At 53.5% G+C, this 25,854-nt stretch carries 22 protein-coding genes, 1 tRNA gene and 1 pseudogene; 8 read left to right on the forward strand and 16 right to left on the reverse strand.

The window, feature by feature from the left end; all coding sequences use genetic code 11:
* Positions 1-13: 13 nt before the first annotated feature.
* The gene (locus CPH80_RS08665; protein WP_096276958.1) at positions 14-1,528 is read right to left on the reverse strand and encodes a fumarate hydratase; all 1,515 of its coding nucleotides are present in this window, start codon (positions 1,526-1,528) and stop codon (positions 14-16) included.
* Between the two features lie 194 nt (positions 1,529-1,722).
* On the opposite strand from CPH80_RS08665, the gene CPH80_RS08670 reads away from it, so the two are divergent.
* Together CPH80_RS08670 and CPH80_RS08675 are read left to right on the forward strand one after the other, a co-directional pair.
* Positions 1,723-2,502 carry an enoyl-CoA hydratase gene (locus CPH80_RS08670; protein ID WP_096276959.1) on the forward strand — a complete coding sequence of 260 codons (780 nt, stop codon included), beginning with the start codon at positions 1,723-1,725 and terminating at the stop codon, positions 2,500-2,502.
* A 289-nt stretch (positions 2,503-2,791) separates the two neighbouring features.
* Positions 2,792-5,647, forward strand: a complete 2,856-nt coding sequence (locus CPH80_RS08675) for an MECDP-synthase (RefSeq protein WP_096276961.1) — start codon at positions 2,792-2,794, stop codon at positions 5,645-5,647.
* A gap of 394 nt (positions 5,648-6,041) precedes the next feature.
* Here the strand turns inward: CPH80_RS08675 and CPH80_RS08680 are convergent, their stop codons facing one another.
* Together CPH80_RS08680 and CPH80_RS08685 are read right to left on the reverse strand one after the other, a co-directional pair.
* Positions 6,042-8,714: a penicillin acylase family protein gene (locus tag CPH80_RS08680; protein ID WP_096276963.1), complete on the reverse strand. Its 2,673-nt coding sequence runs from the start codon at positions 8,712-8,714 to the stop codon at positions 6,042-6,044.
* 123 nt (positions 8,715-8,837) lie between these two features.
* A complete protein-coding gene (locus CPH80_RS08685; protein ID WP_096276965.1) occupies positions 8,838-9,944 on the reverse strand; it encodes a CaiB/BaiF CoA transferase family protein in 1,107 nt (368 codons plus the stop codon).
* 208 nt (positions 9,945-10,152) lie between these two features.
* Between CPH80_RS08685 and CPH80_RS08690 the strand changes: the two genes are divergently transcribed.
* Entirely contained in the window at positions 10,153-11,178 is a 1,026-nt protein-coding gene (locus CPH80_RS08690; protein ID WP_096276967.1) for an AraC family transcriptional regulator, read from the forward strand.
* Here the strand turns inward: CPH80_RS08690 and CPH80_RS08695 are convergent.
* On the reverse strand, positions 11,175-12,053 hold the full coding sequence (locus tag CPH80_RS08695; protein ID WP_227520415.1) for a hypothetical protein: 879 nt from the start codon (positions 12,051-12,053) through the stop codon (positions 11,175-11,177). The genes CPH80_RS08690 and CPH80_RS08695 overlap by 4 nt on opposite strands.
* Positions 12,054-12,058: 5 nt before the next feature.
* Entirely contained in the window at positions 12,059-13,477 is a 1,419-nt protein-coding gene (gene rmuC, locus CPH80_RS08700) for a DNA recombination protein RmuC (RefSeq protein ID WP_227520416.1), read from the reverse strand.
* A gap of 497 nt (positions 13,478-13,974) precedes the next feature.
* Here rmuC and CPH80_RS22395 point away from each other — a divergent pair, with 497 nt between their 5' ends.
* The 3 genes and pseudogenes from CPH80_RS22395 to CPH80_RS08715 all read left to right on the forward strand — a co-directional run.
* Positions 13,975-14,205, forward strand: a complete 231-nt coding sequence (locus tag CPH80_RS22395) for a hypothetical protein (RefSeq protein WP_227520417.1) — start codon at positions 13,975-13,977, stop codon at positions 14,203-14,205.
* A gap of 68 nt (positions 14,206-14,273) precedes the next feature.
* The gene (locus CPH80_RS08710; protein WP_096281512.1) at positions 14,274-14,972 is read left to right on the forward strand and encodes an ATP-dependent zinc protease; all 699 of its coding nucleotides are present in this window, start codon (positions 14,274-14,276) and stop codon (positions 14,970-14,972) included.
* 97 nt (positions 14,973-15,069) lie between these two features.
* A pseudogene (locus CPH80_RS08715) lies at positions 15,070-15,546 on the forward strand (sugar-transfer associated ATP-grasp domain-containing protein); the annotation flags it as partial.
* Positions 15,547-15,649: 103 nt separating this feature from the next.
* Here CPH80_RS08715 and CPH80_RS08720 read toward each other — a convergent pair.
* Positions 15,650-17,254 (reverse strand): BCCT family transporter, encoded by a 1,605-nt coding sequence (locus CPH80_RS08720; RefSeq protein ID WP_096276970.1) that lies wholly within the window; start codon positions 17,252-17,254, stop codon positions 15,650-15,652.
* A 270-nt stretch (positions 17,255-17,524) separates the two neighbouring features.
* Between CPH80_RS08720 and CPH80_RS08725 the strand changes: the two genes are divergently transcribed.
* Together CPH80_RS08725 and CPH80_RS08730 are read left to right on the forward strand one after the other, a co-directional pair.
* Complete coding sequence (locus CPH80_RS08725) at positions 17,525-19,168, forward strand: FMN-binding glutamate synthase family protein (RefSeq protein ID WP_096276972.1); 1,644 nt, start codon at positions 17,525-17,527, stop codon at positions 19,166-19,168.
* Between the two features lie 149 nt (positions 19,169-19,317).
* Positions 19,318-19,394 (forward strand) — tRNA-Pro (locus CPH80_RS08730).
* Between the two features lie 90 nt (positions 19,395-19,484).
* Here the strand turns inward: CPH80_RS08730 and CPH80_RS08735 are convergent.
* The 10 genes from CPH80_RS08735 to CPH80_RS08780 all read right to left on the reverse strand — a co-directional run bounded on the left by CPH80_RS08735 (position 19,485) and on the right by CPH80_RS08780 (position 25,852).
* Positions 19,485-20,561 (reverse strand): phage integrase Arm DNA-binding domain-containing protein, encoded by a 1,077-nt coding sequence (locus CPH80_RS08735; RefSeq protein WP_096276973.1) that lies wholly within the window; start codon positions 20,559-20,561, stop codon positions 19,485-19,487.
* Positions 20,558-20,743 carry a hypothetical protein gene (locus CPH80_RS08740; RefSeq protein ID WP_157746872.1) on the reverse strand — a complete coding sequence of 62 codons (186 nt, stop codon included), beginning with the start codon at positions 20,741-20,743 and terminating at the stop codon, positions 20,558-20,560. The genes CPH80_RS08735 and CPH80_RS08740 overlap by 4 nt, the downstream gene beginning before the upstream one ends.
* 11 nt (positions 20,744-20,754) lie before the next feature.
* The gene (locus CPH80_RS08745) at positions 20,755-21,069 is read right to left on the reverse strand and encodes a hypothetical protein (protein WP_096276977.1); all 315 of its coding nucleotides are present in this window, start codon (positions 21,067-21,069) and stop codon (positions 20,755-20,757) included.
* A 179-nt stretch (positions 21,070-21,248) separates the two neighbouring features.
* The gene (locus CPH80_RS08750) at positions 21,249-21,698 is read right to left on the reverse strand and encodes a hypothetical protein (protein WP_096276979.1); all 450 of its coding nucleotides are present in this window, start codon (positions 21,696-21,698) and stop codon (positions 21,249-21,251) included.
* A gap of 157 nt (positions 21,699-21,855) precedes the next feature.
* Positions 21,856-23,385 (reverse strand): hypothetical protein, encoded by a 1,530-nt coding sequence (locus tag CPH80_RS08755; protein ID WP_096276981.1) that lies wholly within the window; start codon positions 23,383-23,385, stop codon positions 21,856-21,858.
* Entirely contained in the window at positions 23,382-23,678 is a 297-nt protein-coding gene (locus tag CPH80_RS08760; protein WP_096276983.1) for a hypothetical protein, read from the reverse strand. The genes CPH80_RS08755 and CPH80_RS08760 overlap by 4 nt, the downstream gene beginning before the upstream one ends.
* Complete coding sequence (locus CPH80_RS08765; RefSeq protein WP_227520418.1) at positions 23,678-24,322, reverse strand: hypothetical protein; 645 nt, start codon at positions 24,320-24,322, stop codon at positions 23,678-23,680. The genes CPH80_RS08760 and CPH80_RS08765 overlap by 1 nt, the downstream gene beginning before the upstream one ends.
* The gene (locus tag CPH80_RS22400; RefSeq protein WP_227520419.1) at positions 24,322-24,753 is read right to left on the reverse strand and encodes a hypothetical protein; all 432 of its coding nucleotides are present in this window, start codon (positions 24,751-24,753) and stop codon (positions 24,322-24,324) included. The genes CPH80_RS08765 and CPH80_RS22400 overlap by 1 nt, the downstream gene beginning before the upstream one ends.
* Positions 24,750-25,217 carry a hypothetical protein gene (locus tag CPH80_RS08775; protein ID WP_096276987.1) on the reverse strand — a complete coding sequence of 156 codons (468 nt, stop codon included), beginning with the start codon at positions 25,215-25,217 and terminating at the stop codon, positions 24,750-24,752. Before CPH80_RS08775 ends, CPH80_RS22400 begins: the two co-directional genes overlap by 4 nt.
* Positions 25,214-25,852, reverse strand: coding sequence for an HNH endonuclease signature motif containing protein (locus CPH80_RS08780; protein WP_096276989.1), 639 nt, complete (start codon positions 25,850-25,852; stop codon positions 25,214-25,216). The genes CPH80_RS08775 and CPH80_RS08780 overlap by 4 nt, the downstream gene beginning before the upstream one ends.
* Positions 25,853-25,854: the final 2 nt, after the last annotated feature.

Below are 25,854 nucleotides of genomic sequence, written 5' to 3' on the forward strand. Positions count from 1 at the left end.
GATTTACTTAACCTCAGACCGCCTTGGCAGCAATGATCTTCTCATGCCACTCGGCGGGGCCTGTTTGGTGCACAGACGTACCTCGGGAATCCACCGCGACCGTCACTGGCATGTCTACCACATCAAACTCGTAAATGGCTTCCATACCCAGTTCTGGGAAAGCGACCACCTCTGCGTGCTTGATGGCCTTTGACACCAGGTACGCAGCGCCGCCCACCGCCATCAGATACACCGCTCCAAATTCGCGGATGGCGTCAATCCCCGCCTGACCGCGCTCGGCTTTGCCGATCATGCCGGTAAGGCCGGTTTTCTCCAGCATGGTGTGAGTAAACTTGTCCATGCGCGTTGCCGTGGTGGGGCCTGCGGGGCCAACCACTTCTTCGCGTACCGGATCAACCGGGCCCACGTAATAGATGAAGCGGCCTTTCAGATCCACCGGCAGCTCTTCGCCGTTGTTGATCATATCGACCATCTTCTTATGCGCGGCGTCGCGGCCTGTCAGCATCTTGCCAGACAGCAGAACGGTTTCACCCGGCTGCCAGTCTTTTACATCTTCCGGCGTAACCGTATTCAAGTTTACTCGGCGCACGCCCTCACCCACTTCCCAGGTAATTTCCGGCCAGTCGTCTAGGCTCGGCGGCGTTTGCAGAGATGGACCAGTGCCATCCAGCGTAAAGTGCGCGTGGCGAGTAGCGGCACAGTTCGGAATAATCGCCACCGGCTTGTTCGCCGCGTGGGTGGGATAATCCATTACCTTCACATCCAGAACAGTGGTGAGACCACCTAAGCCCTGGGCACCGATACCCAAATCATTCACCTTGTCGAAAAGCTCAAGGCGCAGTTCCTCTGCACGGTTCGATGCACCGCGCGCCTGCAGATCGTGGATATCGATAGGATCCATCAGCGACTCTTTCGCCATCTGCATCGCCTTCTCGGCAGTTCCGCCGATACCAATACCCAGCATGCCAGGCGGGCACCAGCCAGCGCCCATTTGCGGCACCATTTTCAACACCCAGTCCACCACCGAATCAGACGGATTCAACATGGCAAATTTGGACTTGGCTTCAGAACCGCCACCCTTAGCTGCCACTTGCACTTCAACCGTGTCGCCCGGCACGATCTTGTAGTGGATAATCGCCGGCGTGTTGTCTCCGGTGTTCTCACGCTTACCATCCGGGTCGGCCAAAATCGACGCACGCAGCACGTTATCTGGCTGCTTATAGGCGCGACGCACACCTTCGTTGATCACGTCGTCCAGTGACATCGCGCAATCCCACTGCACGTTCATGCCAACATTTACAAATACGGTCACAATGCCCGTGTCCTGGCACAGCGGCCGGTGGCCCTGGGCGCACATGCGCGAGTTGATCAGTATTTGTGCCATGGCATCTTTGGCCGCCTGAGACTCTTCCCGCAGATAAGCCTCGTGAACAGCCTGAATAAAATCTTTCGGATGATAGTAGGAGATGAACTGCAGCGCGTCCGCTACGCTTTCAATCAGGTCATCCTGGCGGATTACGGTGGTCATAGGCGCCTCATCAGGTTGGTATCGTTATGAAGGTATGGTCAAAACAGGAGGCACAGTTTACCAGAAAATCGAAAGAGCGCGGGATCCGACAGAAGGCGAAGCTTTTCTTAACAAACGCCGGGAAAAAGGTATCATCCTAATCAAATGATAAAAACACCTTAGGAAGCAGCTTATAAAGCACTGAAGGAGAGACCGTGACAGACCTTGTTCTTACCGACATTAACAACCAGATTTTGACTGTTCGCATCAACCGCCCAGAGCGCAAGAACGCTCTCACCCACGCTATGTACACCACACTGGGTGACGCGATTGAGCAGGCAGAAACAGATGCCGACATTCGCTGCATACTGTTTACCGGCAGCGAAGAATGCTTTACCGCCGGTAACGACCTGAGCGATTTTGCCAGCGGCAGCGGCCTAAAGGGCGCCTTCACAGAAACACCCGTGGGCCGCTTTCTGTTTCTTTTAGCCAACGCCACCAAACCAGTTGTTGTCGCGGTAAATGGGCCAGCCGTAGGCATTGGCACCACCATGCTGCTGCACTGCGACATGGTTTTTGCGGGCACTAATTCACGCTTCCAGATGCCGTTCGCCAACCTAGGGCTGTGCCCTGAAGGTGGCTCCAGCCTGTTGCTGCCCTCTTGGATTGGCCGGGTACGGGCTGCAGAGCTACTCATGCTGGGCGAAGCTTTCAGTGCAGACGACGCCTATCGCCTTGGGCTGATTAACCGCGTGTGTGACCCAGCCGACACGGAAACTGCGGCCCTGGAAGCCTGCCAGAAGCTCGCCAGCCAGCCACCGGCCGCCATCCGGGCCACCAAAACGCTCCTGAGCGGCCCTACTCACAAAGAGCTTACCGACACCATGCTGGCCGAAGGGGAGTTGTTTGTAGAACGCCTGAAATCACCAGAAGCGGCCGAAGCTTTCGGCGCCTTCATGCAAAAGCGCAAACCGGATTTCTCGAACTTCAAATAACACCATTGCCTGCTAAGGCTCGACAAACGGCCCATGGCCAACTATTTTGCATTAAGGCCGAGCCCCCTTTGTGCGTGGAGGATGCAAACCGCAAGAATCACACTTTTGGCTGATCAACACTGGCAATAGTGGCGCTATAGTCCTAGGTATAGAAATTGGCTTCAAGCGCTGGCTACAATTTCAAACAACCGTTACAGCAGAACAGGCCACTGACATCGGGTTTACCGCATCAGACCGGCCCCGTTAGTTGCCGAACATAACGATACAACAACAGGAAAAGGTTCCACCCATGTTCAAGAAAACTCTAATAAGTCTTGCCGTGGCGTCTTCCCTTGGGCTAACAGGCTGCCTTAGTGGCGCTGATGAGGGGGGTAATGCTAATCCGGATTATCAGATTGAGGATACGACCATTGATCGCAGCTTGGTGCGGCCCTTCTACAACCCGAATCCACTAGCTGGGGAAAATGCAGCATTCCCGATTAACTCGGATCTGATTCTGTTGCTGGGCGCGACGCAAAGCGCCAATTTTGACTTCACAGGGCTGTCCACCGGCAAAACACCCGCAGACGATGCAGTCAACCGCCTCTCGGGGTTCTCCACGTCCGGCGCATTCAGCCTGAAATTTGACGGCACGCTAAATCCGGCCTCAGTTATGGCCAATGCAACGGTATTTTTGGTGCCACTGAACGTAGGCCCAGCCTTAGCGTCTGCGCCCCTAGCCCTACCAAACACGAACCCCAGCAGCATTGTTGCAGCCAACCCTTTCGGTCAGGGCTTGGGATTCGCGCAACCTAACTTCAGAGCCGATGTTGTAAGCCTTGATGGTGGTAGCAACAACGCAGTTCGTGTTGTGCCTCTAGAGCCTCTAGAAAAAGGCCAGAAGTATCTGGTAATTATCACTGATGACGTTGTTGGCGCCAATGGCAAACCAATTGCTCGCTCGGTTCAAGACGTTGCGCTGGCGGATGGTACTCTGGGCAATCCTGCCCTGGGGAACGTGAAAAGCCTGCTTCAAAACTTGAACGCTTTGGCCAATGGCTTTCTCGCAGTCAACAATACCGGGTCCGAATCGGCGCTTGCTTACTCATTCACCACCAACTCAGACACAGACGTTCTGAGAGCCATGATGGCACCTGTTGCCGGGGACTTCGGCGCAGCCTTGGGTCAAAAGATTGGCTTCACCGCCAACCTTAAAGTAATCAGGGACAACTACCCGACTCTGAACTTCTCAGAGTTGACTACAAAGCTTGGAGAGATCGCCGCGAAGGCCGAAGCGCTGGGCCTAGGTCAGCTTGACCCCAGCACACTCACAGCCACTGAACTGGCAGCGATTACACGACTGGGACAGATTAAGCCCCTAATCACTCCCACCAAGATCGGCGCAGAGATAGCCGCAGAGATTGGAGACACTCTCCATATTCCAGTTCCTCGTCCGTCGTTCTTCTTCCCGGCAGAATCGGCAACCACGCTAGCCACCATTGGCAGTCTGGATGCGGCAAACTCCATTAAGCAGGCTGCGCAACAGGTACAAGTATCCCAAGGCGCCATCGCTCTACCCTACTTCCAGAACCTTCCAGGAGAATCTGGTGCAGGAATCGTAACGGGAAGCTGGTCTGGTAACACGAGTCTGGAAACAGACCTGAACGAAAACCTTGCACCAGGCGAGAAGATCTTCTCATTCCTGCGCGATATCGACGGCAAACTGAACGTGAATGGCTACTTCCCGTTCCCGCAAAAGAACGCCTCGACCACCGTACCGGTTGTTATCTTTCACCCAGTATTGGATGGGACTGGCGCGCAACCAACCTCCTGCGTTAACGCCGGAGCGGGTAAACCCAATGGTGTAACAATTCTCCAGCACGGCATTACCGTCGATCGTAGTGTTTCCATGCTTCCTGCGATCCTGCTCGCCCAAAGTGCCTGTCAGACAGTTGTTGCCATTGACCAGCCGCTACATGGCCTAGCTGGCGCAACAAATGGCAGCGTGCCAGGACTTGATACTCTGGACGAGACTACTCTGACGGCCAAGGTAAATCTGGCGCTTCAGGGGCCCGACGTTGTTGCTGGCTCACAGCTTGAGGCTCAGCTAAACGCTCTCATCGGTGCTGACTATATTGGTGAACGCCATTTCGGCTATACCAATAATGGTCAGCTGGAACCCGTTGCAGCCGATCCAGCTGATATCTCGTCAGGCAGTTTGTTTATCAATCCAGGCAATATGATGAACAGCCGTGACAACCTGCGCCAAGGCGTTGTGGATCTGCTGAACGTTGCAGCGTCTATACAGACCTTTGATATCGATGGTGACTTGACCACCCAAGGTGATCTGGCAGGCGTACCGGTGAACTTCGTCGGTCACTCGCTCGGCGGCATTTCTGGAACCGCATTTGCAACCCTTGCGAACGATCCACTCCTGAACGGAACACTCAACGGGGTCTACACAGACGCCGGCTTGAACCCCTTAACCTTCCCCACACTAAACTCCGTTGTTCTCCACGACACCAGTGGTCAAGTCACTCGCCTGATCGAAAACTCTCCAGGGCTCTCCAGCTCTCTTCTAAATGGGCTGGCCGCAGCTGGTGTAACGCAGGGGAGTTCCAAATTTGAGAGCTTCTTCTACGTATTCCAGTCCATCCTCGATGCATCCGACCCGGTTAGCTTCGCAAAAGAACTGGGGGCGTCTACAACCAATATTTTGATCACGGAGGTTGTTGGCGACGCTACAGTGCCCAATGAAGCAAACGTAGAACCATTAGGCAACGCTCTGTCTGCACCACTTGCTGGAACTGAGCCGCTCATGGCCCTGATCGATCTGGGTGCTGGCGGCGTTTCTCTCGCTGATGGATCAGAAGGTCTTGGCATTATCGACACAAGCACGCCAACAGGCAGCGCTATGCCAGCTGCGAGCTTCTTCGCTGGTACCAACCCATGCGCCGAGGCAAATCACGGCACGTTTGTAGCACCGCTTGTACCTAATGCAAATTGCCCTGGCGGAGCGGCAGATACCAGCGTCGCATTCAGCGCGATGGTTACACAAACAGCTGCGGCTTTAAGCGGGCCGGGGATACCTGGTGATGCTTCCCAAGCAGTTCAAGCTTCGCTTGGCGCTAGCCTGACGATCGATAAAGCACTTGATCAGAACTGATAGACAGCTGTAAGCAACCAAGCCGCGAGCTATTCGGGGGACAAGAATACCAACGAACCCCGGCCTTCCGGGGTTCGTTGCATTTGGCACAAGATAAAGTATGCCAGGCGAAAGTGGTTGAGCGTGTGTTAGAACTATAAACTCCAGACGGCCCGACAATGGAGCGCAATACAAGGGGCAGCGACACAGAAAATCACTGGCAAACCATCTCTACCCAATTAACATCGAAACTGCGGCAAGCAGGTCTGATCAACCTACAGGCAGGGATTGCGCTAGAGGCGGCGGGTACTGAGACTACAAAGTGTCGTAAGGGTGTGCTCAAATGGGATGTTGCCAGCCCCGTCCTTGGGGCCAGACTTCTATCTGTTTTCCTTAAACTACAGTTCCAATCTGATTACTGGTTACTGATCGTCGTCTCTCCGTTGGTAACCAAGCTCGCGGTGATCTCGCCTTCCGTGAAGGGCAGCTTTCTGTACGTCTTGTTGGAGTACATCTCGCTTTGATCCTTGAAATAAGGCGACATGGGATCTGAAGACTGTGAGTAGCTCACAAGTCCATAAGCCTCTGGGCCATTGTCTGTAAACTCAAGCCCGAAGTGCCAGCTCGTTCCTCTGGACATCAACCAGCCATCAACTCCGTCACTGCCATCAGAAAGCCCGGCAGTTTTAGGAATTGTCTTGGGTGCAATTCGAGGGAATCGTGTGTCTTCCGCAACGTCACCGGTGTAAACGCCAACGGCGTTGAACGCGCCATCAATATTGCCATCGCCACCATGCCAGGGAATTCCGAGCATCTGAAAGGACGGTGTTCCACTGGGGCCCGGTACCGCATCGCCAGATGCACGATAGTACTGGAGAGTCCCCAGAGCCGCTGTTGGCTGTATGCTCTGAGACTTAAGCGAACTCACCCCTGCAGAGAGGGCAAGAAGCATAGTGTCACTAGGCGTTCCTGCGCCCTGCTGGCTGGGTAACGCAGGTGTCCCGACAGGATCTGCGGGGCTGAATGGCTTAGTCAGATCAGCGTCTATGTCATCTAGGTAGTTAGCCATAAACACCCTGAAGATGTGCGCGCCTTCGCTATCAAGATTATAGAGCCCATCCCAGCTATCGAGAGCCTGACACCACGCGGTGAGATCAAGGCCGTCGACTGGCGTGCTGCCGATGTCGTTACAGCGCTCCAAAAGCTCCGGTAGCAACTGCTCTGGGTACCAGGCACGGTTATTCCAGATAACGCCAACGATCTCCTCCGCACTAAACTTGCCATCCTGCCCTGCGACAAGAGGAGCCGAGGGGAAGCCAGTTTCCATGGGGTTCTGAAGCATCTTTATCCCCAAACGAGTACGGGCATTAATGGGTGCTTTCTCGTCGCCGTAAAGTGGCGAATACCCTGTCAGGAATTCGGCGGGATTGGTTGCCCAGTGGCTACTGTTAGAGTTCTGAACCCAATCGGTACGCAACAGCTTTGGCTTCTGGTCGTAGGGTGTCAATCCGCCACACTGGGTTTCAACCCAATCCTCGATAGACTTGCTACCGTCCAGAAGTGTAACTCCCTGATCAAACAGCCCAGCGTAGGAAGGCTGCAACCGCCTTAAATTAACCAGCGCAGCGGCCTTGTCCGAAAGGTTTGGTACGGAGCTACTATCTATATAGAACGCGTTGCCTTGGTCATCGGCGTAGGTGGTATTTGTCCAAAGCGTCGAACCGCAGTTTTTAAATACATTCTGGAACTCAGATAGATTTTTTGCGAGGCTCATCTGCAGCCAAGTGTCCAGCAGGCCACCCGTGTTGGCGTTGGCATCGCGATAGGTCATCGCAACAGCTTTACCTGCGTTCAGGGCTCCATTGCCTCCCCAGGCTGGCAATTGCGAATTGACGGCATTTGCCGCAATCATCGGGCCATACTCCGAGAGGTAAAAGTCCCGTTCGAGCACCAATGGTTCCGGCATACCCGGCATCTTCACTTCGATCTGGTATGTTTCAACGGTGATTGGTTTTTCTTGACCGTCCTTCACATACGTAAGGTCATCGCCGTCTTTCAGCACCAGCTCATACCAAGTGAATCGACGGCTGGTAGTCACGGTGTGTGACCAAGCAAGATTTTCGTTGAAGCTGATCAGTGGAATGGCAGTGCCCAGCAGACCGGCGCCGTGAACGTTGATATAACCCGGTACGGTCATCTGCACTTCATACAAGCGACGATGGCCGGTATACGGGAAGTGAGGGTTGGCCAGCAGCGCACCGCGACCCTTCTCTGTCATGGTTTTCCCGATGCCCCAGGCATTACTCGCCAGGCCTGTATCCGTAAAATCCTGAACGGACTTAGCAGAAGCTAAGGCTGTATCGATAACATCTTGTTGTAACTTTTCAATCTGATCGCTAGCGCCGGTAAGAGCTGCAACCGGAGTTGGCGCAGGGCTTACACCCGGAGGAACCGCGAGGAAGGCTGCGCCGGTGGCAAAAGAATTTCCGCTGGCGTACTGGCCGACTATCCGATAATGGGCTAGAAGATCAGTCGGCGTAATAGATTTGACCCATTCCTGGCTTTTGCACTCTGCAGGGAATGTTCCCGGATCCGTTTCGGTGACATAGCGGTTATATCCCTCAACAAACCCCTCTATCAAGGCGCGACTTTCGCTACTGAGCGTTGGCAGTTCTGTTTCAGCGCCACTGTATATTTTTTGAGCTTTATAACTAAAGTCCGTAACGACATTCAAACCAACACCGAATCCTGCATCAGGACCAGGCCCAAAATACTTAGCCCGCTCACTCCGAGCCTTAACCACCGCCTCAGCTAAAAGACAAACATTGTCCTGCGCCTGCGCGTAACCATGCCCGAATGCCGCTGACTTCAGGTTGTCAGCTTTGATATGGGGTACGCCCCCTTCCGTTCTCCTTATGGTTGCTTCCAACTTGCCATCCGCCGGAAACAGGTTTGTGTTGAGTTCCGGCTCAGATGATCCAGATGATGAGCTACTTCCATCAAAACAGCCGGTCAGCATGGTGCTGCCCAGCAGCACCAGCGCTGCGCCGCGCACTGTTCGCACGGCCCGATTATTCCAAGTTTGCATAGTGTTACCCTTATAATTGTTTATTGCGGGATTCGCCGTCATCGGCGACACTATTAAGCCTAGCAGAAGCTTTAAAAACTGAACCTTCATTCAACCTGTTTAGCAACAAATCATACTTTCTGATTACTTTCCTCCCAGCGGCTGCCCAATGCACGTAGTCGACGCTGGCGTCTTCTCAAATTTAATCGGAAACCCAATCTGCCTCTGCAGCGTGCCATCTCCCCGATCAACCCCAATCACCATATCCCTAGCTTTTAACTGTGGGTGTTCAGCCGCCTCAGAAATAGTCAGCACCGGCTCCACACAAGCGTCCGTATCGGCAAAAATTACCTGCCATTGCTCCAGCGTTTTCTGCAGGATCTTTTCACTAAGCGCAGCTTTGAATTTTACCTGGTGCTCCGGGTTTTGGCTGAGGGCAAAACTCTTCATGTCTGCCAGCTGGAGTATGTCGCATAGCCTTGCGGAGAACTGGGGCTCCAGGCTGCCTACAGAAAGCCAGCGGCTGTCTTGGGTTTTGTAGTAGTCGTAGAACGAGCCGCCGTTGAGCATGGCGCCTTCAGGCTTCTGTTCCTGGCCACCGGCAATGGAGGCGGCACCGGCCATGCCGTTAAGTGCAAAGGCGGCGTCGGTCATGCTGATATCCACAAACTGGCCTTCTCCGGTTTGTTGGCGATGGATCACTGCCGCGAGTATGCCCATTACCGCATGGTGAGAGCCGCCTGCCACGTCGGCAATTTGGATGCCCATGGGTGGGGGGCCGCTTTCTTCCCGGCCACAGTGGCTGCTGACGCCGGCAATAGAGAGGTAGTTGATGTCGTGCCCTGCCCGATCTTTGTAGGGCCCGGTTTGGCCGTACCCTGTAATGGCGCAGTAGATAAGCTTGGGGTTGATCGCTTTCAGGGTTTCATAGCCAATGCCGAGACGATCCATCACGCCGGGGCGGAACTGCTCGATCACTATGTCGTAATCTTTTACCAGCTCCAGAATTTTTTCCTTGCTGCCTTCTTTTTTCAGGTTAAGCGCAAGAGACTGTTTGCCCCGGTTAAGGAATGCGTGAGAGGTGCTCACACCCGCATCGTGGGGTGGCATCACACGGGTAAGGTCTACCCGGTCTGGTGCCTCTACTCTCAATACTTCCGCGCCCATATCTGCTAAAAGCATGGTGGCGTATGGCCCGGGCAGCAGTGTGCTGAAATCTAGAATTCGCATTGAGGTCAAAGGACCTGCCATGGTGTTCTCCTTGTGTGTGATGTGTTGTTCTGGCTCGCCTCATGCTGCACGGTTTTGCCCCTGGGGCCAACTGCCTGTTACGCCATAACAATTAGCTAATTCTTACAGCCGCTCTGGTTACACTCTTGATGCACTCTTGATGCACTCTGGTTGCATTGTGGCTTGGGGGTTTTATGATAGGTCTCGTTTTCATTAAATGGCGAGTTAGATGTCTGACCTAACAGTTTCCCGGCACTTTGTACACGCGGCTCTGGCCGGCGCTGAACACTTGGGGTTTGATACCGAAGAGATGCTCCGGGACGCGGGTATATCCACCGATTTGTTGCGCATTGAGATGGCCCGAGTAAGCAGTGATCAATTCAGCCTGTTGCTGCAGATTGTCTGGAGCCGTTTGGATGACGAGCTGATGGGCATGGGCCCCAGGCGGGCCCGGGCGGGCACATTCGCCACTATGTGTGCACTGGTTATTGATTGCCCTACCTTAGAGGCCGTGTACCGGCGGGCGTATCAGTATTCTCGCTTGTTCGAGCCTATGGTGACCATGAAGCTGGAAACGGGTAATCAGAAGGTGCGCTTGGTTTCGCACATTGAAGGCGAAATTCGCGATCCCCATTATTTTATGCGTGAAAGTCTCCTAGTTCTTTGGCATCGGCTTGGCTGCTGGCTGGTCGGGCAGCCGGTGGAGCTGGAGAAAGCCGAATTCAACTACCCTCGGCCAGCCCATGGCGATGAGTATCGTCATATTTTTCATTGCACGCTGGCATTTGAGTCTGACCGCACAGCTCTGACGTTCGATAAACGCTTTTTGTCAGCACCGGTTATCAGGGACAAGTCGGAAGTGCTTCAGTTTCTGAAAACTTCACCGGCGGATCTGCTATCCCGCCCAGACGAGAGCAATACGTTTACCGGTAAAATTCGGGGACTTATTGGCCGGGATTTCTCAAAACCTCTGCCCGACTTTGAATGGATTGCGACGGAGCTACACACCAGCCCGCAAACACTGCGCCGCAGGCTGAAGCAAGAAAATACGTCGTTCCAAGAGATCAAGGATCTACTACGCAGGGATATGGCGATTTACTACTTGAGCCGGCAAGAGCTCTCTATTAATGACATTTCCGCGAAAGTCGGATTTACAGAGCCCTCGACCTTTCATCGAGCCTTCAAAAAATGGACGGGGGTTACCCCGGGTGCCTATCGAGAAGGCGAGCGGGGTAACGTCAAAACAGAGCGTTAGGAGCTTGGGGGCGCCTGCAAGTTGCGGATCAGCTTACCCAGGGTTTGGGCTATTTCTTCAGCCTGGCCTCGGTTCGGCGAAAGCTGGATCAGCCGCGAGCCATCTCGTGGATCGTATACCCAGCAGGTAGCCACGGCCTGCTCACAGCCCCACTCGACTTGGGGGTTTATACCAAAAACCGGAATTTGCGCGGTTTTACGAGTAGCGCCACCGGAGTTGTTGCGCCGAATCTCCTGAATGGAAATAGCATCACCGCCACTGCTCAGGCGGTATTCAATATCTGCTGGTCGGTCGAGGCGCACGACCGTCTGATCCGTTCGCCACCCGGCAACACCCAACAAGCTGTTGAGATGCAAAACAAGCGCTTCGCGATCAGAATCTGCCAGGTACAGCCTGCGCAAGGACGCAACTCGATTGCCCCCCGCGGGCTCAATCACAGCCACTCTGGCTTCTTCGCCCGTCTGCGGAGCCTGAGCTTTGTCTTTTCTTGCTCGCTCAATCCCGGTGATTAGCTTCAGGGCATTCTGGTAATGACTGCCTTCCGCACCCGCCTTGGTCACGTAGGCTTCAAGCGCCGCTTGGGCTTCATTGAAGTGGGAAGACTGAAGCATCACCTGGCCACGGTAATAGTGGTAATCAACCGGCTTGTTCGCATCCAAAAGCTGCAAGCGGTTCAGGTACTCGCTGGCTTCGCCCCAGTTCTCAGCGGTTACCGCTTCTTCAGTAGCCAGCATCAGACGGCGGGTTTCGTGCTCTGGCGCCAATGCGGCAGCCTGCCCTGCCACCAGCGCCGAAGCGACAATCGCCACTTTGGCCAGTTGGCGGCCTTTTGATTTCCAGGCCGGTAAACGGCTACCCTCAAAACTTACTGCCATAACCATTACTCCTGCTCGTTGACTGCACCCATAGCCTGATCCTCGGAATTTGGCTCTTCGGGGTGTGCTCCCTGATCAGCATCCACCTCTGCCTGATCCGTAATCGCTTTCGGCAGCTCTTTCTTCACTCTAACCCCAAGCTCAACAAACCGATTAGCTTGAGCAATAAGGTTACCCCGCCCTCTGGTCAGCGTGTTCATAGCCGAATCGTAGGTGGCCTGTGTAGTATGGAGTTGCACGCCAAGGCGCTCCATGGCTTCTACAAACACCCTGAGTTTGTCATAAACCGCGCCGGCGCGCTCTGCTATCAAGCGCGCGTTCTGGCTTTGCCGCTCATACCGCCAGATGTTTTCAATCGTGCGTAGAGTCGCCAACAGTGTTGTCGGTGTTACCACAATAATCTTTCGCTCGAAGGCTTCTGAGAAAAGGTTCTCGTCCTGCTGAAAAGCCGCCACAAATGCCGGCTCTATGGGCATAAAAAGGAAAACAAAGTCTGGCGAGTGCAGGCCGCCTAGCTGGCTATAGTCTTTGTCGCTGAGCGTGCGTATGTGGTTGCGAACCGCTTCCACGTGATTGTTCAAGGCTTCTTCTCGGGCACTGTCATCTTCTTCCGTAACCCACTTCTGGTAAGCCAGCAGCGATACTTTGGAATCGATCACTAGGTTGCGGCTATCCGGAAGGTTTACGACCACATCTGGCCTTAAAAGCTGATTTTCACTGTCTCGGTAACTGCCTTGGGTTTCATACTCAATGCCCTTGCGTAGCCCGGATTTCTCCAAAACTCGTTCAAGTATCAGCTCGCCCCAGTTGCCCTGAATCTTTTTATCGCCCTTCAGGGCCCGAGTAAGGTTGGCGGCTTCTTCAGTAATCTGACGATTAAGATCCTGAAGAGATTTTATCTCGCTGCGAAGGGCCTGCCGATCCCGGGTTTCTGTGGTGTAAACATCTTCCACCCGTTTGCGAAAATCCTGCAACTGATCCCGGAAGGGATTGAGTAAGGTATCCAGGCTTGTGCGGGTCTGCTGAGTGAAGTGCTCACTTTTCTGGTCAAAAATCCGGTTGGCGAGATTTTCAAACTCCTGCTTCAGGGCATCCCGATTGTGCTCCAGCAGTGCCAGTTTCTCCGCCGCAGAGCGTCGTTCTTCTTTTAGAGTAATCTGTTGCTCTCGCAGAACCGCACGAGCTTCGCTCAACTCAGCCGTAAGCTCATCACTCTTATATTGTTGGCTTTGGCGCTCTTCTGCCAGTTCTTCTATCCGTCGGCTGTGCGCTACCACTTCAGATTGCAGGCCTGCAGCCCGGCTTTCCGCCCTCGCCTTCGCCAAAAACAGGGCAACAATAATTATGATTGCTAACAGCAGGGTAACCAATGCCGCCACTAATCCCGGCTGGGATGCTACAAATTCACTGACGGCCTCTGGCACAGCCAACTCTCCTTTCGTTTTCAGTATGGGTTTTCAGTAAGTATCAGGATTAACGTGAGCTTACCCACGCATTACATTCTATCGGAACACAGCGTTCTTTTCTTCGGCTCTCATAGCTCGGTGCATAGCCCTAGGCCGCACACACGGCCTGTATCACGACTGCTTGGCAATTTGGTAATGCGCACCAATCCGACTCTGGACGCGCAACGTAATATCCACTAAAAGTAGTAAAGGTCAAAAGAGTAAAGGTCGTCCGCGATTAATGGCATTACGCTTTTTTAACGGCTTTCGGGTCGACTTAGAACTAAAACGGACAATTGACCATGTTAAAAGAACTTTGGCGAAAGCTGGGCTCAGATTTTCTACAGGCCGACGGCGCTTTTAATGAGTGCGGAGAAAGCTCGCCTGAATGTTATGGGCCCGCATTTTACGGGTCAGCCGATTTTAGGATTCTCCCTCAAGTCACCCACACCGGTGAATTTCACCTTGAACGCCTAATGTCACTGCTCAAGAGCCGGTATGGCCGGAGCCCAGAAGCGGCAGAAACCGGCAAAGACGATGCGGTACGTGATCTGATTGCCTTTGCTGCCCGGGTTCAGGATCAAGACATTCAGCGGGAATTTTTGCTGCTATATCTGAACTGTTCCCCAATGATTCAGGATTACCTGCGCTCCGACGAGGTTCTTGGGACAAGCCACTTCCTATCTGCGCCCCTTAACCAACTGTAAAGCAAATACACAGGTTGGTTATTGCAGGCACGGTTCTGCTGACGGGTTGCTCGACAGACAGTTATTTTATGGTTCCTAAATCCAGCCTGGGCGATCTCAACGCTTCGGTTCAGAGCCAGCGTGCAACACTGGTTACTATGGAGAACAACGCAACAGTTCGGCATGAGACAGTTCTGAAACAGAACGAAGCCGTTACACAAAAAGTGCTAGATGCCATCGCGACCCAGGTTGCAAAGCCCTCCTGCCCACCGATACCGGCTCAGAAAGCCTGCCCTGTTTCCGACAAAACACAAGGCCGGGCCGATCGCCTCAAAGGCAAAGTAGTTATTGGTGAAGTTGAAAACTTTTATCTGGCTGGCCCAGGGCTTATCTACAAGGCACGGATTGATAGCGGCGCTGAAACCTCCTCCATCGACGCACGCAACATTACCCGCTTTGAGCGTGATGGTAGCAACTGGGTACGCTTCGATGTACCCGTGCCTGGCACAGAGAACTTCATTACCCTTGAGAAAGAAATCTCTCGACGCGTAAAGGTCATCCAAGCCAGTACCGAGGAAGCAGAACGGCGTGTGGTTGTGGAGCTTCAGTTCACCATTGGCGATCATCAGCAAGTGGCAGAATTTACCCTTGCAGACCGGAGCAATCTAACTTACCAGGCGCTTATCGGCCGCAACGTGCTCCGAGATGTGATGCTGATTGATGTCGGCAAAGAGTACGCAACGGAACTGCCTGAATCCATCCGCACCGACAAAGATAACGGAAAATAAACAGCGACCAGTCCCTCTCGCTTACCGTTTTATATCGCCGTTTCCCTGATCATTACTGCAGGTATTTCACTCGCCGTGTGGCGACACATAGAATTGGGTACCCGACATACGTATAATCGTGTTTCAAGGTTACCCGGTTATGGCTATGTTGCGGCTTGCCACCACGGCATCTGATGGCAAAGCTAACTTACACCAGGGTGCGGTGGGCATAGGTTTGGATATTGGCACAGGTAAAAGCCTGAACGCCGTGCAGTTCAATCGAACTATTACGCTGCACCCAGATACCGGCCTTGCACTGGAAAACATCAACATTGACGCCTGGGGCGAGATGCTGGAAATGGCATCCGTGTGTTATGAAGCAACTGGCCTGGGTTATATGGGTGTTGATCTAGTGGTAGACGCCCACGAAGGGCCTTTGCTGCTTGAGCTTAACGCCCGGCCAGGCCTGGCAATTCAGATGGCAAATGGCCGTGGCCTGCTGCCAAGATTGCGGGCCGTTGAGGCCCTAAAGCGCCCTCATTTCACACCCAAGGAGCGGGCAGATTACGCTATGAAAACCTTCCCGAGCCTTTAAACTACGGGCTGTATAACGGTTGTTGAGCTTTTTGTCTTTCTAAATATCAGGCATAAAAAAACCGGAGGTCGTGCTCCGGTTTTTTTATGCCTCGCTGCTTATGTTATGTCATCTCGCCCCTTGAAATCAGCAACTTACGCTCTTGGGTCAGGCCCTTCAGCAAGCCCCAGGTCATGATCAGCAAAATCACCGTAAACGGTAAGCCGGCACTAATCGCAGTCGCCTGGATTGCACCCAGAGCATCCGCACCGCCACCAAAGATCAGCGTAGCCGCAATAGCACCTTCCATAATAACCCAGAACACACGCTGTGCTGTCGGCGCATCGGTTTTACCACCCGCCGTTATGCTGTCGATAACCAACGAGCCCGAGTCCGAAGAAGTTATAAAGAACACCAGCACCAACACAATACCAACAAACGAGAGAATGTTGGTAAACGGCAAGTTTGCAAACATCTGGAACATAGCCAGAGACACTTCAGTAATACCCTCTTCTGCGAGAGCACCAACGCCTTGGTCAATCTGCTCCAATGCCGCGCCACCAAAAGCGCTCATCCATACAGAGGTGATCACAGTCGGAATAACAAGAACCGCGGTGACGAATTCACGAACCGTACGTCCTTTGGATACCCGCGCGATAAACATGCCTACAAACGGCGACCAGGAGATCCACCAGGCCCAATAGAATACCGTCCAGCCACGCATCCAGGTTTCATCTTCACGGCCAAACGGATTACTAAAGGCCACAACGTTGGTTACATAGCTCGAAGTGGTCACCCACAGGTTTTCCAGAATGCTCATGGTGGGGCCGGCAAAAATAACGAAGAACAATAGAATGCCCGCCAGGGACATGTTGATGTTGCTCAACACCTTAACGCCACCGTCTAGCCCACGCAGCACAGACATAAGCGCAACGGCAGTCACACCCACAATAATGGCCATCTGAACGTTGATGCCAGACCCCACACCAAACAGATAATGCAGTCCTGAGGCGGCTTGTTGTGCGCCGAAACCAAGAGACGTAGCCAAACCAAAAATCGTAGCGACCACCGCAAGCGTATCGATGATATCACCAGGCCAGCCCCAAACCTTATCTTTCAACAAAGGGAAAAAAGCCGAACGAATGGTCAGAGGCATGTTCTTGTTGTACGCAAAGAACGCCAGTGAAAGCGCGACGATTGAATAAACAGCCCAGGGGTGAAGACCCCAATGGTACATGGTGCCACCCATGGCAAGATCCCGCGCCTCTGGGGTATTCGCCGCCACGTTAAATGGTGTGCCGAACCAGCCAGTGTAATAGGCGACTGGCTCTGCGACAGCCCAAAACATCAGGCCAATACCCATACCTGCCGCAAAGAGCATCGAAAACCAGGAAAAAGTAGAGAACTCAGGTTTCGCATCCATGCCACCCAGGCGAATTTTGCCTACAGGCATAAAAATCAGCGCAATGCACACGATGACAAAAATGTTGGCACTTAGCAGGAAGAACCAATCGAACGTTTCGATAATCTCGTTCTTGGCACCATTCAGCCATTCTTTGGAAACTTCCGGGAACATGAGCGTCCCTATAACAAACAAAACTACCAGAATCGCCGTGATGGGAAATACCGGTGCATGCAGATCCAGCCCGAATGGATTGATATTATCCTGGCCGGCTACGTAATCGGTTTGATACTCGTCTTTAACTACATCTTTAACTACGTCGCCCACGTGTTGGCGCCTCCTAGTTTAGAATTTAGTATCGAAAACCCCTCTTAATCTGGGTGCAAACGCTACAAGCGCGCCATAATAGTGTTTTGAACTCAAAACATCAAAAGGCGAAAAACCAGCAACACTTATACCTAGAATAGACCAAATTCGAAGCCCTGAAAGCCAAAAGCACAATCAATCGGATAGCAGTCAGGCGCCGTATCGATATACTGGGCGCCAACAAAATGATGCAAACCACTCACCATATCCACGAAGTAAAGCGAGAGATTCATGGAGAAAACAACCACTTTCCCGATGCGCTACTCGGCCTACGTTATAAGCATTACTGGCTTTGTTGCCTCACTGGCTCTCAGCCTGCATTACGAAGCGTGGTATCTGATCCCAGGCATATTCGGCGCCTTAGTCATTCTTGGCACCTACGATGTGCTGCAAACCGCGCACACAATCAGCCGAAACTACCCCATCATGGTGCACTTCCGTTATCTGTTTGAATCCATAGGGCCGGAAATTCGCCAGTACTTTATTCAATCCGATAACGACGAGCAGCCTTTTTCCAGGGATCAGCGCACCCTCATCTATCAGCGCGCCAAGGATGTGCTGGACAAGCGCCCCTTTGGCTCGCAGTTAAAAATGTACGAAGAGGGCTTTGAATGGATCAATCACTCACTAAAGCCATCCACGATTTCAGACAGCAATTTTCGTATCCAGATTGGCTCGCGCTGCGCCAAGCCTTATAGCGCAAGCGTTTTCAATATCTCTGCCATGAGCTTTGGCTCGCTTTCCGCTAACGCCATTTTGAGCCTAAATACCGGCGCAAAAATGGGCGGTTTTTACCACGATACGGGCGAAGGCTCTATTTCCCGTTACCACAGACAGCCCGGTGGCGACCTGGTTTGGGAGATCGGGTCTGGCTACTTCGGTTGCCGCAACAAAGACGGCTCATTCAACCCTGAAATGTTCGAGAAGAACGCCACGCTCGACCAGGTAAAAATGATAGAGGTCAAACTGTCTCAGGGTGCAAAACCAGGCCATGGCGGTATTCTTCCCGGCGCCAAGGTAACACCAGAAATTGCGGAAGCCCGGGGCGTATCCGTGGGCGAAGATTGCGTTTCCCCCGCTCAGCATTCAGCCTTTTCAACGCCCATTGGAATGCTTGAGTTTCTTGATCAGCTCCGCGAGTTGTCCGGAGGCAAGCCGGTAGGTTTCAAGCTGGCCATCGGCCATCCTTGGGAGTGGTTTGCCATCGTGAAAGCCATGCTTAAAACCGGTCTCAAGCCAGACTTTATTGTAATAGATGGCGGTGAAGGCGGCACGGGAGCCGCACCACTGGAGTTTATCAACCGCATTGGCACACCCATGACAGAAGCACTCTTGCTGGTGCATAACACGCTGGTGGGTACCAACCTTCGGGAACACATAGCCATCGGCGCAGCCGGTAAAATCACTTCCGCCTTTAATATTGCGCGCACGCTGGCGTTGGGCGCCGACTGGTGCAATGCGGCCCGCGGCTATATGTTCTCGCTGGGTTGCATTCAGGCCTTGAACTGCCATACCGGGCGCTGCCCCAGCGGTGTTGCCACGCAGGATCCCAGAAGAAGCAGCAAGCTAGATGTAGAAGATAAAAGCCAGAGGGTCTACAACTTCCACAGAAATACCTTGGATGCGCTGCAGAACTTGCTGGAGGCCTCAGGCTTGCGCCATCCTGGCGAACTGGGGCCGGAACACATTGTACGCAGGGTATCGAGAACCGAGGTGCACTCGTATATTGATCTGTTCCCCTTCCTAGCGCCCGGCGCCTTGCTTGAGGGTAAAACTGGCCTAGCGGTCTTTGATAAATACTGGGCGGAATCCCAGCCGGATACGTTTGATCCACCAAAGTTCGTTCAACAACTCAGGGAAACCAAGCTTCGGTAAAGAATATAGGGGCGAAACCAGCAAAGTCTGTTTATTTTTGATCTGAGCTAGTGTAGACTTCGCTCCCGCTAAGCCACTGAGATTCCTCTTTAAGTCTCCTTGGCATATGTCTTCAAAGCTAGGCTTTGAAAAGGCAGTAATTAGCAAATCGGGGCGTAGCGCAGCTTGGTAGCGCACTTGCATGGGGTGCAAGGGGTCGTAGGTTCAAATCCTACCGTCCCGACCATATTAGTCAATTAAGGCAGGCACTTACGAGTGGTCTGCCTTTTTTGCTTTTGAGCCATCCAAAACAAATCCAATATAAATCCAAAACCTTCTATTCTGCTGAGACCTCAACCCACCTTATTTCGTCGTGCCCTGAATCGTAATTGCTCGTCATCTTTGCGCTTGAATGGCCGGCAAGTTTCTGGGGATCTGCACCCTTGTCTCGGAGGTTCTTGATACCCAGTGCACGGATCTCGTGGAACGTTGGCCGCTCACCTTCCGGGGCTTTATCGAATAAGCCAGACTCATCCCGGGCTTCTGCAAATGCCCTGGTCAACATCTGTGGCTTAACCTGAGTCCAGTGATCCATGCCCGCCCTATCCTTCACCTTCCGTTCCGGTCGACGGTGCACCAGGTACGGACTGGCCATATCATCCCTGCAACGCTTGATCACTTTGTCCAGCCGCGGGCCAACCGCTATGGCCAGATAACCGGTATCGTACTTCTCGGTTTTCTCCTGGATGACGTAAAGCTTGCCATCGCGGATGTTCTCAAACTTCATACGGGCAACATCGCTCCTGCGCTGCAGCGTAATCAGGGCGAGGTCCATTGCATTCTGTGCCCATAGCGGACTCATTGTTTTGATCGTATCGTACTCATCTTGAGTTAGACGTTTCCGCGCTTTCTTTTCCTTCCGCTTCAACGTTGCCTCGGCTGGATTGTCCGCCCTGAGACCTCGACTGACAGCAACGCGGAACAGATCCACTGCAACCTGCCTTATCTGATTGGCCGTCCGCGGCGAATACTTCTCCAGAAGCTGTGCCAGATCCTGAACACTTACATCTTCAGCAGCCACATCACCCATGGCAGCCTCAAGCTTACGAATCTGCACCTGGTACATCTGCAGGGTGCTGGCTTTGTACTCCCGCTCTGGAGCGATATTATCCATAAACCACTTGGCGTGCTGGCGGACAGTAATGTTACCGAGCACCTTTGCGACTAGATCGTTGTCAGGAATCAGCATTGTGTTCAGCTCTTTGGCCGCGGCAATAGCGTTCAACCGACTCACGCCCATGCCATGGAACTTACCGGTGACCGGGTGCCGGTACTGGTACGATTTCCCACCATTGGCCGGATATAGATTATCCGGCAGTGGCTTATTGGCTTTGTTGCGCGGCCTCGGACTCATGCTGCCAATACCTTATTCACGAGAGGGTTGCTGGAAACTTTGATTCGATCCAGATCGACGTAGTAAATCGTTCCCATCTTTTGGCCCGGCAGATCGCCCTCTTCAATGAGCTTCTTCAGCGTCTTCATGTCCGGCTCACTGCCCTTCTCAAAATAACGGATCCGGAACTGAGTTGCTTTCATGAGTTTCACCGCTAACCTCCTGCCTCTTCTGAACAGCTTTCGCATAGCCCACCGAAAAGCTCGTCATACCAAAGCTCACAATCCTCACACGATGGCGGGCCGTCTATAACGTGCGGAACTCCTTTGGTAAGCTTCTCTTGATCGGCTGCATTCGCTTTCAGCCACCCGTCATTTTTTATATGGTCGCCGCGCACATCGGTATAATCGCAGCCTTCACAAGCGCAAGAATTAAAACCCAACACCTTCGCCTGGCGGAATGACTCGGCAAACACCAAGGCTGCGGCATCTTGCGGCTCACCCGCATGGATCCTGTAAGCTTTAAGCATCACAACCTCCCGCTATCTTTTTCGGCATACCAGCATCATCTAAAAATGCTTTCATTTGGTGCTCTGATGGATCGTCATTCAGGCATAGCGGGCGGTTGTATACTCCCGTTCTGCCATTCCAGCAGTAGGCGCATTGCGGGAATCCGTCGGCGCAAAACGCCGTTCCCCGCCGGTAACTTTTACAGGCTTCCATCATTATCTCCCGCCTTCTCTACCTCAAGCGCAGCTATGGCGTAAAATAAATGATCCCCGCCAGATGCGAGATGATAGTCCAGCGCTGCCGCTTCAAGCGCGACCTCAAGCTCAGCAATACGCGCCTGCAAACGCTCAACACTCTCAACGGCATCATGAGTGGAGTGCAGGGTGTTTCCCTCCGGCTGGCCTTTCGTAATATTGACGATAGCGCTCAGCATCTTCCCTTGCCTGATTAGCGAGTCTTGCAAGTGATCGATTTCTTCTGTCAGATCCGCGTTCATAGCCTGCAACGCTTCAATACTGTCAAAGCGCACATACTTCACCGCTTCTTCGGGATCAGAGTAAGAGTCCGGGTCTGGATCGTCGCTCCAGATCATGCCGCGTTCCCCGTCGTACTTGCCGGGTACCAGGTAGATAAATTCTGGGGTGCTCATTTCTGCTTCTCCCATTGTTTGCGCTTTTTTCCCTTACCTCTGCTAAGGGCCGTATGGCTCTCTGGTTCAAAAAGGGTGTGAGCTTCTGGCATAGCCATAGCTTGGGATATTGCGTGTGCCATGGTGATTTTTGAGGCTATTACGACCCTGGTTTTACTCATTTGCCTTGCTCCTGCTTTGGCATATCTGGCATCACCAGTCCAGTCCTCATCCAGTGAGTCTCACCCATATCCGGCTCTAACATATCCCACTCGTAGGGCCCAAGTACTAAGCGCCCCCTGTCATCAAAAATCCAAATATGACCGTCTCCCTCATGAGGCAACCGCTCACTGCACTTAATCCAGCCATCGGCCTTGGTGGGTGTGGTGGCTATCTTGCCCGCCTCTTCCCGCATAAACTCTGCACAATCTGAGGCGTCCCACATATAGCCGCCTTTCACGTCTTCGCCTTCCGCTACCTCCATCTTATCGGCCAGCGCCTTTATTATTTCTGGCACACTCACAGCCTCATCGGCCTTTGTGGGGGTGGTGCCATCACCATCACACTCAGGGCAAACATACAGTGCGCCGTTGGGGTATCCAGGTTGGATTAAGCCCCCATCGCCACCGCATGCTGGGCATTCATTTTCTATATCCGGCACACTCACTCCATCACCCGCCCCAGTCACATCCTGCCGCAGCATAGTGCATCGCCCAAGGTCACTGATCGCCATCACTCCACCATCAGGTTTCTGCACAAGTACGCCTATGGTTTTGCCGACCTGATCGGCTTTGCGCTGGCCGAGGGATGGCGTTTGAGATTCAGCGGTCAACCGTAAACAAAAGTCCCGGCATTCGTTCCAACTCTCCACACGAGCAATTGACTCCAGGCTTTCCGGATTCGGCTCGTCGTCAAGAATCATTGCGTCAGGCACATCGGCGCTGGCAGTCTTCCCTCGAATCAGTGCCCCGGCCACAGCACTGGCATGCTCTACTGTCTTGAATATCAACACAGTTTCATCACCATAAAGTCTGTCACGCCTGCGCCCTGCATCTTTGCCAGTGAGCGCGGTATCAGGCGCTTTTTCGTGCTCAAGCGCGGGGGAGATGAACACGGCGGGCACACCGTCAATACTTCCGTCAGCGACTACCAGAGATCCGTTGCCGAATTGCAGGGGCTTGGCGCTGGCAGGATACGGCTCGCACGGCACTTGCCCGCTGAATTGCTCGCACGCTTCGTCGTCAAGGTCGTGGAAGCGGCAAGGTTCGGCGCTGGCAGGGTGGGCTAGAATTTCCTGTAGCCTTTTAAGGTCGCCCATACAGTCGAGCGTTGCCGTGTCTTCCTGGTCCCCGCACCGGTTACATGCAACGAATCCACCATCAAGATCAGCGACCACACGATCAATTAGGATTCTAGCCACAGCATCATCGGCAACCATTTTGTTGGCGTCAGCAATATGGTCTGAGCTATTAGGAATTTCCGAACAACTGGCGTACAGCTTTGCCCCAACTGGCAGAGCCTCACCAGTCCACTGCAGCACGCGGTGCCCGTGAACGACATTTACGGATGCTGCAGGCTCGCAGCTATCAAGGATTCCCTTACAGTTCGACTGGAATGCAGCCCAGGCAATGGCCATAGGATACCAACCCTGCATTTTCACAGAGTTGTCCTGCCACCACTTCTCAAATACTTTTTTGGCTTCGCTCATGCTTCACCTGCCTCCTGCTCTGTACGTCCCCGGTAACACGCCGCGCCTTCTGGCTTATCGAAAGGGCAATTGCACTTTGGGTAACTGCACACGTTTTCTTTTCGTGACATGTCACGATCCTTATAAACCAGCGCCAGCAAGTACTCGGTCTGATCTTCAAAGCCCCTGCCCTGAGCTGCTTCCTCGATAGCCTTGCGCTCATTGGCTGCCAGTTCCATCTGGAAAGGCCTAACATCGAGGGCCTTCAGCCGCTCACGCTGGCGGCGCTTACGTTCTGCATCGGTCATTGCCATCAATCAACCCTCCGGAACTCGATCACCCACACCCATGGGTTGGCATCCCAAGAGTCGGTACCGTTAATGGCTTTCCACAGGAACCAGAAAGCCCGGCAGGGTTTGTCGAACCAGGCTAGGCCTGATGCAGCTGCCTCCTGCTCACTCATTACGCCTTCCGCTTTGGCATCTGCCTCACTGATATCCTGCAACCGATCAACCCGAACATCGGTTATCTCAAGCGTGATCCGGGTGGCCCAGCGGGGCATGTGGATAGATGGCCGCCACTTGGCCTCACTGTCTGATCCATCTGCCCTGAAGATCGCGGATCCGTTATCAGGGCATCCACACGGGCTTTCGCTGCAACCACATTCGTCTACGGACTGAAACTGCCGCCATGTCTCCCTTACCCAGAGCCTGTCACCAGGCTTGCCGTATGGAGATGAGAAATATTTTTTGTCGCTCTCAATCACGCTGGTTTTTTCAGCGTTCAGAACTGCCCAGTGGCTTTTCCCAACCCGGCGTCTGTCGGTTGAATCCATGATGTGTAACAACTGGTGCCTGTCAGTCGGCGGCTGAACTTTCATGATCCGCCGTGTTTGCGTCTTCCGGCCTGACAGAATTGCTCGCACCATGTCGCCATTAAATAAAATTGGACGATCCATCAGATCTTCTCCAGTTCTGCCAAAGCCTTCCGCCCGGCTTTAACCAGGGCCCGCCTGTGGCTTATCCTCTCGATACCCTTGGAGTTCATGTAATGCAGAGCTCCGGCTACGGCGTTTAACGCGGACAGTGGGTTTCTATCTGCCTGCCCCATCATCTGGATCTCACAGTCGCTGGCGGATGAACCAACAACCTTTGCTGCCTCAGTCTCGGTGACCTTATCCATGCCCTCTTCTCCCCTTGCTCCAGATTCTTCAGCAAACAGGCCGTGAATATTCAGCCATGTATCCCATTGCTCTGGCTGCAGCCACGTTCCGTCTCCAAGCACTGCGCACCCGCTTGAGTGCATGTATGCCAGCCCTTGGCGCTCGATCAGTGCAACGATGGCTTGAGCGTCGTTCACTGGGCTCAGATTCTCAGCCTTGAGGCTCATGCCACCTCTCCGATATACCGATCAGCCACCAGGGCCATGGCTTCGAAGTCGCCAGGGCTCTGAATCTCGAACTTCTGGCCCGCGACCACAAAGAACAGCTCGCCGGACTCGATTACCAGTGAAGCGTTCTCCGGTACTTGCGCCTGAATCTTGTCCAGCAGCTGCCACGTATCGTTGTTTTCTTCCGGTGCCTGGGCTGGCGGATTACCCGCGTTGTCAGTTCCCGGATAACCGCTCTGATCGAGCGCGATCCTGCCAACAGCGGTGATCGACCACCGGCCGGGGTTGTGCTTGGCAATCAATCCGGCCTGCTTCATGTTGCCAAGCGCCAAACTCAGCTGCTTGCGCGTCTCAAATTCTTCAAACTGGGCCTGCAGATCGTTGGTATGAGATTCTCCGTGCCGCATCAGGTAGTGGAGTATCTGCATCTCTTGCACTGCCAATGGGCTGTGGTGGTCCTTCATGCTGCCAGCTCCTCTTTTCTTTTCCGCGCCGCGATCCTCAGCTTCGCCATCGTAATCAGTACGTCCATGCCGCCTTCTGGCAGAGCGCCCATCGCCATCCAACGGTTGATGACTGCGTTCTCACCCCGGGTCAGTGCAACCAAGTTGCCGGGCACTACGTTGGTGATGTCGCTATCCCGAAACCTCACAATGTGGCCTTTGGGTAGAGGCCCGTTGGCCTGCTCCCAGACAATCACGTGCACGAACTTCCAGTTTTGATAGCCCCTACCCTTCGGCGCATCGTCCCGCACCTTGCGCTTGCGGTAGCCGTAGTTATCCACAACCTCAGAACCTATCGGCAGTTGGTTTGCCGGAGCATGGCCCGCTTTAAAGCGCGACTGAACTGACCGCCCACCGCTGTTGAAGTGAATGCCTTTGTTCCATGACGTGCCGCCCTTCTTGAAGCGCCCGGGCTTTTCCTGTTCCAGGTAATCCGGACACTTTTTCAAGCCCAGCTTGATGGCTCTGTTCTGGATGGCTGGATAGGTTCGCCCCATGATGCTGGCAATCTTGGTATTGCTCATGCTTGGGTAGAGCCCCTTCAGCCAATGATCCTGAGCTGCTGTCCATTCACGAATGCTGGCGGTGGCTGTCACGA

Source organism: Marinobacter sp. LV10R510-11A (assembly GCF_900215155.1).
Classification (GTDB): domain Bacteria; phylum Pseudomonadota; class Gammaproteobacteria; order Pseudomonadales; family Oleiphilaceae; genus Marinobacter.